Source organism: Kribbella sp. NBC_00382 (assembly GCF_036067295.1).
Lineage (GTDB): Bacteria > Actinomycetota > Actinomycetes > Propionibacteriales > Kribbellaceae > Kribbella.
Map to the genome: position 1 here is coordinate 5470047 of NZ_CP107954.1, position 11637 is coordinate 5481683.

Sequence of the window (11637 nt, forward strand, 5' to 3'; positions counted from 1 at the left end):
ATGGGGCAACGGCTGTTGAGTCGTGGTGAGAGCATCGAAACATGACTGCACGCATCGGCCTCGGACTCGCTGCGCTCGGGCGGCCCGGGTACATCAATCTCGGTCACGACCAAGACCTTCCGCGCGGCCGTGAAGTCGACGACCTGCGCAGCCTCACGCACGAGCTGCTGGAGCAGGCTTGGCAGGCCGGCGTCCGGTACTTCGATGCGGCGCGCTCGTATGGTTTGGCCGAGTCGTTCCTGGGGGAGTGGCTCACGCCCGAGCGACGCAGTCAGCTCACCATCGGGTCGAAGTGGGGCTACACCTACGTCGCCGATTGGAAGCACGACGCCGACACCCATGAGGTGAAGGACCACACGCTCGGTACGTTCGAGCGGCAATGGCCCGAGACGTTGCGCGCACTGGGTGGTCCGCCGGACTTCTACCTGGTGCACAGCCTTACGTCGGACAGCCCTGCGCTCGACGACCCGAAGCTGCTCAACCGCCTCCGCGAGCTCGTGGACACCGGCGTACGCGTAGGCCTTTCAACCAGCGGCCCGCGCCAAGCAGAGACGTTGCGCAAGGCCCTGTCCCTGAACACTCCCTTCACTGCGGTCCAGTCCACTTGGAATGTTCTCGAGCCGTCGGCAGGTCCCGCGCTGGCCGAAGCGCATGACGCCGGCTGGTTCGTCGTGGTGAAGGAAGCGGTCGCCAACGGTCGCCTGACGGCGAAGGCCGGCGAGACACCATTCAACGTCTTCGCCGAGAAGCACGGCGTAGCCCCCGACGCCCTCGCCATCGGTGCTGCCGCTGACCAGCCATGGGCCGACATCGTCCTCAGCGGCGCGACCACCCCCGAGCAACTCGAGAGCAACCTCGCCCCCGTAGTACAAGGGCCCCTGAACGAGTTCGCCCAGGAGCCCTACGAGTACTGGTCAGAGCGGTCCGCGCTGCCTTGGATCTAGAAGGTGTGCTCGTCGCTGGGGAAGGTGCCTCCGGTGACGTCGGCGGCGAAGTTGGTGGCGGCGTTGGTGAGGATGCCTCGGAGGTCGGCGTACTGCTTGACGAAGCGGGGCATCTGGCCTGAGCGCATGCCGGCCATGTCTTGCCAGACGAGGACCTGGGCGTCGGTGTCGCGGCCGGCTCCGATGCCGATGGTGGGGATCGAGATGCGCTTGGTGATCTCCGCGGAGACGTCGCCGGGGACCATCTCGAGGACGACCGAGAAGGCACCGGCATCGGCCAGGGCGACCGCGTCGTCGATCAGCGTGGCTGCCTGGTCGCCGCGGCCTTGGACGCGGTAACCGCCGATCGTGTGCTCGCTCTGCGGAGTGAAGCCGATGTGCGCCATCACCGGGATGCCGGACTGGGTCAGCTTCTCGACGGCCGGCACCATGTTGCGCCCGCCTTCGAGCTTCACCGCGTGCACGCCCGCTTCCTTCATGAACCGGACGGCGGTGTGGAAGGCCTGCTCGGGCGATGCCTGGTACGAACCGAACGGCAGGTCGGCCACCACCAGCGCACGCTCGACAGCACCCGCTACCGCACGCGACAGCGGGATCAATTCGTCGACGGTGACGCGCAGAGTCGATTCGTAGCCGAAGACGTTGTTCGCGGCGGAGTCGCCGACCAGCAACACCGGGATGCCGGCCTGGTCGAAGATCTCGGCGGTGTACTGGTCGTACGCCGTGAGCATGGCCCACTTCTCGCCGCGGTTCTTCATGTCCCGCAGGTGATGGATCCGGTACCGCCGCGGCCGCTTGCTCGCGTCTGCCGGCGTACTACCGCCGGCCGACCCGAGTGCGGAGCTCCCGCCGGCAGCACCGAGGCTGTTGCTCACGGCACTCGCCTTGGCCGCTTCCTTCGGCGTACTGGTCTCAGCAGCCGGCTCAGCGGCCGCTGCACCTGCCCGCCGGGCGCGGTGTGAACTCACGGGTGCCTCGGGCACCTGGCTCGGCGCATCCTGCTGTACGTCGGCTCGCCGCCGCGCGCCCGCGGGCCTCGACGGGGTCTCCGGCTTGATCACCGGCAGAGCACCGCTGGAAGTCGGTGCAGCACTCAACGGCGCGTTGCTCTCGTACTCCGCTGATGGATCCGACGGGTAGCCATTGGCAGAGCTGGACGCACTAGCCGGCGGTGCCGAAGCAGGCATCGGTGCAGCGCCAGTCCATCCAGTAGCTCCTTGGCCAGTGCGGTTGGCCGGACCTTCGCCAGTACTCGGGGTCGGCCCTTGGCTGGCTGCCGCCGGACGACCCGCGACGGGGCCGTTCTGCACGGGGAGCGCTCCGGTCGTACCGACCCCATTGGAGTTGGTGCCGGGAGGGCGCGAACCATTCGACGGAGGTTGAGGCGTCGAGACTCCATTGGAAGCTGGCCCACGCGACGTAGGACCGGCTTGAGTCCAGTTGGTGCTTGCTGCAGAGCTCCCGTTGGAGCTTGGGCCGCGCGACTCGGGACCGGCCTGGGTCCAACCGTTGCTCGCAGCCGAACCGTTGGAGGAGTGCGGTGTAAGGCCGTTGCCGCTCGGGCCGACGGGTGAGCCAGCGCCGGCGGCACCAGGACCCGCTGGACCCGGCCGCGTGCGCCCGCCCGGTCCTGCGGCCCCTGCGGGCCCGGCCGGGCCTGGGGGAGTGCCTGGCTCTGGTTGTCCTGGCCGGGGTGACAGAGGGCCGGTCGTGCCGTTGCGGCCGGGGCCGAAGGGTGCCTGCGGCGTTTGCTGTGGTGCACCGGGAGGTTGTTGCCGGAAGGGACCCTGCTCGGGGTACCCGCGCTCCTGGTACCGCTCTTGCTGTTGCCGTTCCAACGCCTGCCGCTCCTGAGTGGCTCGCTCCTGCGCTGCGGCACGTTCCTGTGTCGCCCGCTCTTGGGCAGCCCGCTCCTGAGCCGCTCGCTCTGCTACTGCTCGCTCCTGCGCAGCCCGCTCGGTCGCAACTCGTTCTGCCGCAACACGTTCGGCAACAGCCCGTTCCTGCGCGACCCGCTCGGCAGCAGCCCGTTCCTGCGCCGCCCGCTCCGCAGTGGCGCGCTCCTGAGCCGCACGTTCAGCAGTAGCCCGCTCAGCGGCAGTCCGCTCAGCCGCAGCACGTTCCTGCGCGGCGCGCTCTTGCCCAGCACGGTCCTGGGTCGGCCTGTCTTGGTACGGAGGGCGGGGAGCGAAGGGAGACCCTTCCTCAAACCCACCAGGCTCCGGGTACGTCTCCCGCTCACCCCAGGCAGGTGCGCCACCGTACGCCGGCGACTCGGCCTCCTGCGGATACCCGCCGGCCGGGTAGTCGCGCTCCGGCAGGAACGGGGGCTTCGGGACATACGGCTGCTGCGGCACCGGCCCGCGCTCGTACGACCGCGGCGCGTTCGGCAGCGACGGCGCAGGGTCGAGCCCGTCCAGCGCGGTCGAGCGATCCCGCCACCCGCCGTCGCCGGAGCCTGCGGCGTAGCCATAGTCCGAGCGGTGCTGATCCTCGGTTGTCCGGTTCTTCGGTCCGGTCCCGTACGGCGCCGGCAGCTCCTCATCGGCGTCGCCGTTGGTACCGGCCGACATGAAGTTGTCAACCATGGGTTCATCGTCCCACCGTCGCGGAGGGTGAGCGCTACCGGCCGACGCTGAGGGATCGCTCACACCTGACGCGTCAGGCTTCCGGCGTTCGGGCACGCTGAAGGAATCAGCCTGCTCGGGATCCTCGGGCGGAAAGAACGGACTGTCGTTGAAAGGGCGGTTTCGCCACGAGCCACTCAGGTCTCTGTCGCCTTTCTACTGACAACACGGGTCGCGTCCTCACGCCATGCATTGGTGATCGGCAGTCGCCGGTCTCTTCCGAAGGCCTTGTGGGTGATCTTCGGACCCGGAGGATACTGCCGTCGCTTGTACTCCGCTTTGTCGACCAGCTGGATTACCTTGCTGACCAGTTCGGTGTCGAAGCCGGCCGCCACCAATTCCGCCGTACCCCGATCCTGCTCGACGTAGTCGTCGAGCATGTCGTCCAGCAGGTCGTACGGCGGCAGCGAGTCGGTGTCCTTCTGGCCCGGCCGGAGCTCGGCCGACGGCGGCTTGGCGATCGCGTTCTCCGGGATCGGCGGCTGCTGGCCGCGTTCCTTGGCGTCCGCGTTGCGCCATTTCGCCAGCCGCCAGACGACGGTCTTCGGTACGTCCTTCAGCGGCGCGTACCCGCCGACCGCGTCGCCGTAGATCGTCGAGTACCCGACGGCCAGCTCGGATTTGTTGCCACAGGCAAGTACCAGGTGACCGTCGGCGTTCGACAGGCCCATCCAGATCACCGCGCGGACGCGGGCCTGCAGGTTCTCCTCGGCCAGCCCGGTCAGCCCGAGCGTGTCCAGGAACGGCTGCACCATCGGCTGGATCGGTACCACGCGATAGTTCAGTCCGGTCCGCGCGGCGAGCTCGGCCGCGTCGTCCTTGGAATGGTCGCTGGAGTAGACGCTCGGGTTGGAGATGCCGAATACGTGCTCCGAGCCGATCGCGTCGCAGGCGATCGCGGCGACGAGCGACGAGTCGATGCCACCGGACAGCCCGAGCAGGACGGACTTGAACCCGTTCTTCCGGACGTAGTCGCGCAGCCCGAGCACGACAGCGCCGTACATCTCGGCCTCGTCCGACAATCGCGGCGCCTGCGCCGACGCGATCGGCTCGTACGCCGGAAGCGCATCCTCCTGCAGCACCGTGTGCTCGATCCGGATACCTTCGTGCTCACCACCCGGCGTACCGGTTGCTGCCGGCAAGTCGAGGTCGACGACCATGCTGCCCTGCTCGAACTGCGGAGCGCGTGCGAACACCTTGCCCTGGGCATCGGCAATCAGCGAGTCGCCGTCGAACACCAACTCGTCCTGCCCGCCGACGAGGTTCACGTACGCGAGTGAGCAACCCGCCTCGCGGGCTCGCCGGGTGACGAGCTCACCGCGGACGTCGTCCTTGTTGGCCTCGTACGGCGAACTGTTGATGACGAGCAGCAGTCCCGCGCCGGCCGCCCGGGTCGCGGCCACCGGGCCGCCGTCCTGCCAGAGGTCCTCGCAGATCACCAGCGCGACGTCGACGCCGTGGATCCGGATCACCTGCAGGCTGTCGCCGGGTACGAAGTGCCGGAACTCGTCGAAGACACCGTAGTTCGGCAGGTGGTGCTTGACCGCCGACGTGACGACCTCACCGCGATGCAGCACCGCGGCCGAGTTGGTCGGCGAACCCTTCGGGCGGCCGAGCCGGTCGACGCCCATCGCCGTACCGGAAGCGCGGTCGAGGTAGCCGACGACGACCACCACCTCGCCGAGTCCCTCTTCGGCCAGCCGTCGTGCGAGCTTCTTGATCTTGGCCTGCGAAGCGTCCACGAACGACGCCCGCAACGCGAGATCCTCGACCGGATAACCGGTCAGCGCCAGCTCGGGAAAGGCCACCACATGGGCGCCCCGCTCAACGGCGTTCCGGGTCCAGGTGACGACTTTTTCGGCATTGCCGTCGACATCACCGACCGTCACGTTGAGCTGAGCGAGAGCAACCCGAAGCTGAGGCACGGCAGCACCCTACTGGTTACCGGCGCCCCCACCCCGAACCCGCCCGATTTCGTTGGCGGGCCTTTACATAGGTGCCGAGTATCCGGGCTAGGGAAGATCTTCCGGTTCGATGGCCGCGGTGTAGCTGGTGATGGCGGTCAGATAGCCCTGGGTGAATTCGTAGACGTCGCAGGAGCGGACGAAGGACGTGTTCCATTTGGCGTCGACGTACTTCGCGACGGTGTCGATGGCGACCGCGTCCGGGCCGACGATCGTCTTGAAGCGCAGGAACTGGGTGGTCGTCCGCTCGAGTTGGTCGAGCGACTGCTCACAGGCGGCCTGCACCTGATCGGTGCCCTCGAGTCGCGCCGCACCCACCAAGGTCCACTCCACCTGGGGATGCAGGAACTCGTACGTCTCCCGGAACCGATGGCTGGAGAACGCCTCAGCCACCTGCTGAATCGTCGGCATCCGCCGATGCTACTTCTTCAGGAAGTCCAGCACTCGGGTGATCAACAGGGCGGTCGCGGCTTCGTCGTACGCCGGAAGCGAAGAGTCGGTGAAGAGGTGTTTCTTGCCCGGGTAGAGGAACAACTCGGCATCGTCAGGGCTGGCGGCGATCAGAGCCTTGGCCGAGTCGAGGTCGCCGTCCTCCTCGATGAAGAACGGGTCCTCCTCCATCGCGTGCACCTGGACGGGAAGACCGGCCGGCCAGCTCTCGCTGAACTCCGACACCGGGATGCAGCCGTGCAGCAAGAGCGCGCCGCGGGCAGCCGCACTCGTCTGGGCCAACTGCTGGGCCGCCATCACCCCGAGCGAGAAGCCCGCGAAGACCAGTCCGTTGCCCAGCTCGCCTTCGCCGAGCTTCTCGCCGGCAGCGACCGCGCGATCCTTCACCACCTCGAACCCGGTCTGCCGCGCATAGTCGAGCCCCTCGTCGAGAGTGCCGAAGACCTTGCCTTCATACACATCAGGCAGATGCACGGTATGGCCGGCCTCGCGCAGCGTGCCCGCGAAAGCGCGCACCCCGTCGGTCAGTCCCTGCGCATGGTGGAACAGCACTACCTCAGCCATCGTCAAACCTCTCCAGAAGGTGAATGATCCAAGAATGTCGAACGTTCTGCGATGTTAGTCTGATCCGACCATGACAGGCAATCCCCAGGGCAATCCCCAGACCCCGGACTACGAGCTCGAGGACACCATCGAGCTGACCACGGCCGAGCAGGTGAAGGCACTCAGCGATCCGCTCCGGACGTCGATCCTGCAGTTGCTGCACGAGCGGGCCGCGACGGTGACCGAGCTCGCGGCCGCGGTGAAGCGCCCTAAGAGCACGGTGGCGCACCACGTCAACGTGCTCGCCGCTGCCGGCCTGCTCAAGGTGGTCCGTACTCGCCGGGTCCGCGCGATCGAGGAGCGGTTCTACGGCCGCGCCGCCCGGGTGTTCTTCTACGAGATGGGCCGGACCGGAACGCTGGACTTCAACGACTTCGAGGTCGCGGCGAAGGAGTCCGTCACCGCTTTCGAGGCCGGGCAGTTGCGCTCCTTCATCCGCCACGCGCGGGTCCCGGACGAGCGGGTCGGCGAGTTCTGGGCGCGGGTGCACGCGTTGGTCCAGGAGTTCGACAAGCTCCCGCGGTCCGGCGATTCGACGTACGGGTTCGTCGTCGGCGCGTACCCGGTGAACGACTATCCGGCGCTGCCGCCGCGCGAGGACGACGCGGACTGATCAGTCGAAGGAACGAGGACCCCGGTCGCGAAGTGTCCCGTGATTGCTGTGGCTTGACGCTATCGGCGCCCAGGCACGCACCTCGCGGCACTTGCCCAGCGCCCACGATGCTCCGCATCGAGGCCACTGCTCAAGCACCACGATGCACGCACCTGGACACCGCTATCGTTCAAGCCACAGCAATCACGGGACACTGGCTTGGTGTGTAATGGCGGGCGTGGTGACGAAGCAGCAGGAGTGGGCTGGGGACGTCCGGCTGGGCCCGGTGGGCAAGAGCGTCCGGGTGGTCGTGGCGCTGATCGGGATCGGCTTGCTGATCAACGGGTCGGTGCGCGCGAGTGACGACGCCTGGCCGTTCGGGCCGATGTCGCAGTACGCCGGATCGGTCGCCGACGACGCGTCGATCACCTACACCCGGATCAGCGCGCAGACCGATGCCGGTACGACGGTCGACGTGCCGCTCAACATCGAGGGCGCCGGTGTGGCCCGGGCGGAGATCGAGGCCCGTACCGGCGAGATCGTGAAGGATCCGTCGTTGCTGCAGTCGGTCGCCGACGGGTGGGCGCGCAAACACCCCGACAAGCCGAAGTACGTGAAGCTCGAGTTGATCCGCGACACCACCACGCTGGTCAAAGGCCGCGTCGAGGGCGATCCGGTCCCCGAGGTCCTGGCGACGTGGCAGGTGCGCAAATGACCAAGGTCGCCAATTGGTTCACACCCAAGATCGCGCTCGCCCGGATCGCGTGGCTGCGGACGATTCTCTATCTGTTCGTCATCCTCGACATGCACGCGTTCGTCCGCGACACCCGCCTCAAGGGCGAGCACCCCGGCCTGTACCAACCACTCCTGCTGGCCCGGCTCCTCGACCTCCCGAAGCCGTCCGTCGCCAACACGACCACCCTGTACTTCGTACTGATCGTGTTCTGCCTGATCGGCGCGAGCAACCGACTGCCCAGGCTGGCCGGCTGGATCGTCGCGCCGGCCTTCACCTGGTGGGTGCTGATCGGGATGAGCGACGGCAAGGTCGACCATGACCATCTCGCCCTCGTCGTCGCCCTCTGGGTGCTGCCGACCGTTCGGCCGCGGGTGACCAGCTGGAACCGGCGCTGGCGGCACGATGTCTCGGTCTACGCCGATCAGACCCGTTCCGAGGCGGCCGGCTGGGCGATCCGCTGCGTCCAGATCGCCGTCATCGCGACGTACTTCCTCTCCGCGATCGCCAAGCTGCGGGGCGCGGGCTGGACGCTCGCCTGGCCGGGCAGCGCGATCCTGACCTGGGCGATCGTGCGTCGCCCGCACCCGGTCGGGGAGTGGCTGCTGCACCATCCGTGGATGCTGCACGTGATGCAGTGGGTCGGGATCATCGGAGAGTTCTGCTCGCCGGTCATCCTCTGGCTCAAGGGCCGTTGGCAGCTGATGGGGGCGCTGTTCTTCATCGGCTTCCACGTCGCGAACACGGCGATCCTGCTGATCCACTTCCTGCCGACAGTCGTCTGCTGGCTGGCGTTCGCGCCGCTCGAGCGGATCGTGCCGTGGTTCCGGAAGCGCAGGTCAGACCGCGACGCCGGACAAGCCGAAGACCAGACCGAACAGGGCCGGCAGGCCAAGCAGCAGGCTGGCGCGTAGCCGGAACCGTCGCCCGCCGGGACCGGGAGTACGGACGACCCGGGAGAGCACCGCACCGGCGTACCCGAAGATCAGCGCGGCGAGCAGGATCTGCTTGGTCGGCAGACCGGCGTCGGCGTGCCGCAGGCCGAGCGTGACGAGCCCGGGGCAGCAGAACGCGAACATGCCGAACCCGAGCTCCGGGATCGGCAGCCACCGCCGTCCCAGCACATCCAGCTCGGCCGGCCGACGACGCTGGACCGACCGGATGAAGCGACCGGTGCTGAGCAGTAGGTCGGCCGCGCAGAGGATCGCAGCTATCACTAGCGCCGCATGGAAGATCGTCTGCACCAGAGGAGACTAGAGCCTCACGGCGTTTCGTGGGGAGGGAGGGCGCAGGCTGGCGTGCCGCCGGGCATCTTCTCGCGATTGTTGGCGATCAGGCGGTAGACGCCGGCGGCTACCCACCGGATCGGTGGGAGCGTGACCATCACTCCGAGCGGCCGCCATGGGCCGCCGCTGTGGATCAGCCAGCGCGCGAACGCCTGCGCCCCGCCGTGGATCGTGCCGCGTTGATCCACCCACAACACCTCGTACTGCGCCCGCTCGGCGGTCGTTCCGTACGCCGCCAGATCGGTGAACTGCCACGGCTCGACCGGCACTGCGCCGCCGAGCTTGCGCTGCAGCCAGCGGGCGCTCGTAGTACAGAAAGCGCAGTCGCCGTCGAAGATCAGAATGGGGGTGGTCGGCACGCCACCAATCTACTGCGGGCCGGATGCGCGCTATCTCTCCTTCAACACGTAACGTCTGCTTAACACGCTCGGGGCAGACTGTGTGAGGCCCTGGCTGTGCCGGTCGAATGGGCAGTCGTTTGAGACACATGAGAGGTGGACTCGCCGATGGACAAGCAGCAGGAGTTCGTGCTGCGCGCGCTCGAGGAGCGCGACGTACGGTTCGTGCGGCTCTGGTTCACCGATGTGCTCGGGTTCCTCAAGTCGGTGGCGGTGGCGCCGGCCGAGCTGGAGGGCGCGTTCGCCGAGGGGATCGGGTTCGACGGTTCCGCGATCGAGGGCTTCGCCCGGGTGACCGAGGCGGACATGCTGGCCAAGCCGGACCCGTCGACGTTCCAGATCCTGCCCTGGCGGGGCGAGACGATGGGCACCGCGCGGATGTTCTGCGACATCAACATGCCGGACGGCTCGGCCTCGTTCGCCGACCCGCGGCACGTGCTGAAGCGGACCCTGTCGAAGGCGGCCGACCTCGGCTTCACCTTCTACACCCACCCCGAGATCGAGTTCTACCTGTTCAAGTCGCTGACCGGCGCGCCCGGTACGTACCCGGAACCGGTCGACTCGTCGGGCTACTTCGACCACACCCCGCAGGGCATCGGCAACGACTTCCGCCGCGAGGCGATCACGATGCTCGAGTCGATGGGCATCTCGGTCGAGTTCAGCCACCACGAGGGCGGGCCGGGTCAGCAGGAGATCGACCTGCGGTACGCCGATGCGCTGAGCACCGCGGACAACATCATGACGTTCCGGGTGGTGGTGAAGGAGGTCGCGCTGTCGCAGGGCATCTACGCGTCCTTCATGCCGAAGCCGCTCAGCGAGCACCCCGGCTCGGGCATGCACACCCACATGTCACTGTTCGAGGGCGACCGGAACGCGTTCTTCGAGGGCGGCGCGCAGTACGGGCTGTCCAAGACCGGGCGCGCGTTCATCGCCGGGCTGCTGCACCACGCGGCCGAGATCACCGCGGTGACGAACCAGTGGGTGAACTCGTACAAGCGGCTCGCCGTCGGCGACGAGGCGCCCTCGTTCATCTCGTGGGGGCACAACAACCGCTCCGCGCTGGTCCGGGTGCCGATGTACAAGCCGCACAAGGGCCAGTCCTCGCGGGTCGAGTTCCGCTCGCTGGACTCGGCGGCGAACCCGTACCTCGCGTTCGCGCTGATGCTCGCGGCAGGGCTGAAGGGCATCGAGGAGGGCTACGAGCTGCCCCGCGAGGTCGAGGAAGACGTCTGGTCGCTGACCAGCCGGGAACGCAAGGCCCTCGGCATCAAGCCGTTGCCGAGCAGCCTCGCCGAGGCGATCTCGGTGATGGAGGACAGCGAACTCGTCGCGGAGACCCTCGGCGAGCACGTCTTCGACTTCTTTCTGCGCAACAAGCGGGTCGAGTGGCAGGACTACCGCCGCCAGGTCACCCCGTTCGAACTGAACAAGCTGCTTCCTGTCCTCTAGCCGATCCGGCTGGCGGATTCAGCTGGCTCCGGCGCGTTCGTGCGAGCTCCATCGGTCAGTTGCCGTGGAGTGGCGGTACGGCGCGTCGGTGTCTGGCGTTCTGATGGCGGTCAGGCCCGTGATTTCTACCTCGGGGGCCCGCTCGATGACGGCTGAGCCGTCGGGGGCGAGGGCGTGGACTTCTTCCACCGTGAGCAGGCCTACCGGGCGGATGCCTTCGGTGATCACCACGATGTTGCCGGGGACCACTTGTTGGGCGCGGTGGCCCTGGGGTGGGACCAGGATGCCTTCCGCGGGGGTGCGCCAGGCGCCGGGGGCGAAGCGGCGTAAGGAGAGGCCTGCTTGGCCGTCTTCGGCTGACCTTGGTGGGAGGTAAGCGGTTGCGGTGTAGTCGTAGTCGTAGTCCGGCTCGGGCGGCCCGGACACTCGCCCACCCTGCTGGGGCGTCAACCAGACCACCGTGCCCCGGACAGCGAGCGACCCCGTCATCATGACCATAACGAGCCATCATGCCGACTACAGCCCGAATATGCCAAGCCACTCCGTGTGTTGACCGCAATCCGACCGCAATCCACCCGAGATCTGACCCAA

The 11637-nt window shown here is 67.7% G+C and carries 12 protein-coding genes; 5 read left to right on the plus strand and 7 right to left on the minus strand.

Annotated features, from left to right (window positions below):
- Positions 1-41: 41 nt before the first annotated feature.
- The gene (locus OHA70_RS26210; protein WP_328322147.1) at positions 42-944 is read left to right on the plus strand and encodes an aldo/keto reductase; all 903 of its coding nucleotides are present in this window, start codon (positions 42-44) and stop codon (positions 942-944) included.
- Here the strand turns inward: OHA70_RS26210 and panB are convergent.
- The 4 genes from panB to OHA70_RS26230 form a co-directional block, all read right to left on the minus strand.
- Positions 941-3532 carry a 3-methyl-2-oxobutanoate hydroxymethyltransferase gene (panB, locus tag OHA70_RS26215; RefSeq protein ID WP_328322149.1) on the minus strand — a complete coding sequence of 864 codons (2592 nt, stop codon included), beginning with the start codon at positions 3530-3532 and terminating at the stop codon, positions 941-943. The two genes, OHA70_RS26210 and panB, sit on opposite strands and share 4 nt — an antisense overlap.
- Before the next feature lie 176 nt (positions 3533-3708).
- Positions 3709-5496 carry an NAD+ synthase gene (locus tag OHA70_RS26220; protein ID WP_328322151.1) on the minus strand — a complete coding sequence of 596 codons (1788 nt, stop codon included), beginning with the start codon at positions 5494-5496 and terminating at the stop codon, positions 3709-3711.
- Between the two features lie 87 nt (positions 5497-5583).
- Positions 5584-5946, minus strand: a complete 363-nt coding sequence (locus OHA70_RS26225) for a nuclear transport factor 2 family protein (protein WP_328322153.1) — start codon at positions 5944-5946, stop codon at positions 5584-5586.
- Between the two features lie 9 nt (positions 5947-5955).
- Positions 5956-6549 (minus strand): dienelactone hydrolase family protein, encoded by a 594-nt coding sequence (locus tag OHA70_RS26230; RefSeq protein ID WP_328322155.1) that lies wholly within the window; start codon positions 6547-6549, stop codon positions 5956-5958.
- Between the two features lie 70 nt (positions 6550-6619).
- On the opposite strand from OHA70_RS26230, the gene OHA70_RS26235 reads away from it, so the two are divergent.
- The 3 genes from OHA70_RS26235 to OHA70_RS26245 all read left to right on the plus strand — a co-directional run bounded on the left by OHA70_RS26235 (position 6620) and on the right by OHA70_RS26245 (position 8827).
- Positions 6620-7201 (plus strand): ArsR/SmtB family transcription factor, encoded by a 582-nt coding sequence (locus OHA70_RS26235; protein WP_328322157.1) that lies wholly within the window; start codon positions 6620-6622, stop codon positions 7199-7201.
- A gap of 208 nt (positions 7202-7409) precedes the next feature.
- Entirely contained in the window at positions 7410-7895 is a 486-nt protein-coding gene (locus OHA70_RS26240; protein ID WP_328322159.1) for a hypothetical protein, read from the plus strand.
- Positions 7892-8827 (plus strand): HTTM domain-containing protein, encoded by a 936-nt coding sequence (locus tag OHA70_RS26245; protein WP_328322161.1) that lies wholly within the window; start codon positions 7892-7894, stop codon positions 8825-8827. Before OHA70_RS26240 ends, OHA70_RS26245 begins: the two co-directional genes overlap by 4 nt.
- Here OHA70_RS26245 and OHA70_RS26250 read toward each other — a convergent pair.
- Positions 8753-9157: a hypothetical protein gene (locus OHA70_RS26250; RefSeq protein ID WP_328322163.1), complete on the minus strand. Its 405-nt coding sequence runs from the start codon at positions 9155-9157 to the stop codon at positions 8753-8755. The genes OHA70_RS26245 and OHA70_RS26250 overlap by 75 nt on opposite strands.
- A 17-nt stretch (positions 9158-9174) precedes the next feature.
- A complete protein-coding gene (locus OHA70_RS26255; RefSeq protein ID WP_328322165.1) occupies positions 9175-9558 on the minus strand; it encodes a thiol-disulfide oxidoreductase DCC family protein in 384 nt (127 codons plus the stop codon).
- Between the two features lie 147 nt (positions 9559-9705).
- Between OHA70_RS26255 and glnA the strand changes: the two genes are divergently transcribed.
- Positions 9706-11046, plus strand: a complete 1341-nt coding sequence (gene glnA / locus OHA70_RS26260; protein ID WP_328322167.1) for a type I glutamate--ammonia ligase — start codon at positions 9706-9708, stop codon at positions 11044-11046.
- Positions 11047-11064: 18 nt separating this feature from the next.
- On the opposite strand, the gene OHA70_RS26265 is transcribed toward glnA, so the two are convergent.
- On the minus strand, positions 11065-11544 hold the full coding sequence (locus tag OHA70_RS26265; RefSeq protein WP_328322169.1) for a hypothetical protein: 480 nt from the start codon (positions 11542-11544) through the stop codon (positions 11065-11067).
- Positions 11545-11637 lie beyond the last annotated feature (93 nt).

Bases quoted from the DNA above. Each gene is read 5' to 3' on its own strand.
- OHA70_RS26225 (WP_328322153.1), bottom strand. From the start codon at position 5,946: ATGCCGACGATTCAGCAGGTGGCTGAGGCGTTCTCCAGCCATCGGTTC.
- OHA70_RS26235 (WP_328322157.1), top strand. From the start codon at position 6,620: ATGACAGGCAATCCCCAGGGCAATCCCCAGACCCCGGACTACGAGCTC.
- OHA70_RS26265 (WP_328322169.1), bottom strand. From the start codon at position 11,544: ATGGTCATGATGACGGGGTCGCTCGCTGTCCGGGGCACGGTGGTCTGG.
- glnA (WP_328322167.1), top strand. From the start codon at position 9,706: ATGGACAAGCAGCAGGAGTTCGTGCTGCGCGCGCTCGAGGAGCGCGAC.
- OHA70_RS26230 (WP_328322155.1), bottom strand. From the start codon at position 6,549: ATGGCTGAGGTAGTGCTGTTCCACCATGCGCAGGGACTGACCGACGGG.
- OHA70_RS26210 (WP_328322147.1), top strand. From the start codon at position 42: ATGACTGCACGCATCGGCCTCGGACTCGCTGCGCTCGGGCGGCCCGGG.
- OHA70_RS26240 (WP_328322159.1), top strand. From the start codon at position 7,410: ATGGCGGGCGTGGTGACGAAGCAGCAGGAGTGGGCTGGGGACGTCCGG.
- panB (WP_328322149.1), bottom strand. From the start codon at position 3,532: ATGGTTGACAACTTCATGTCGGCCGGTACCAACGGCGACGCCGATGAG.
- OHA70_RS26245 (WP_328322161.1), top strand. From the start codon at position 7,892: ATGACCAAGGTCGCCAATTGGTTCACACCCAAGATCGCGCTCGCCCGG.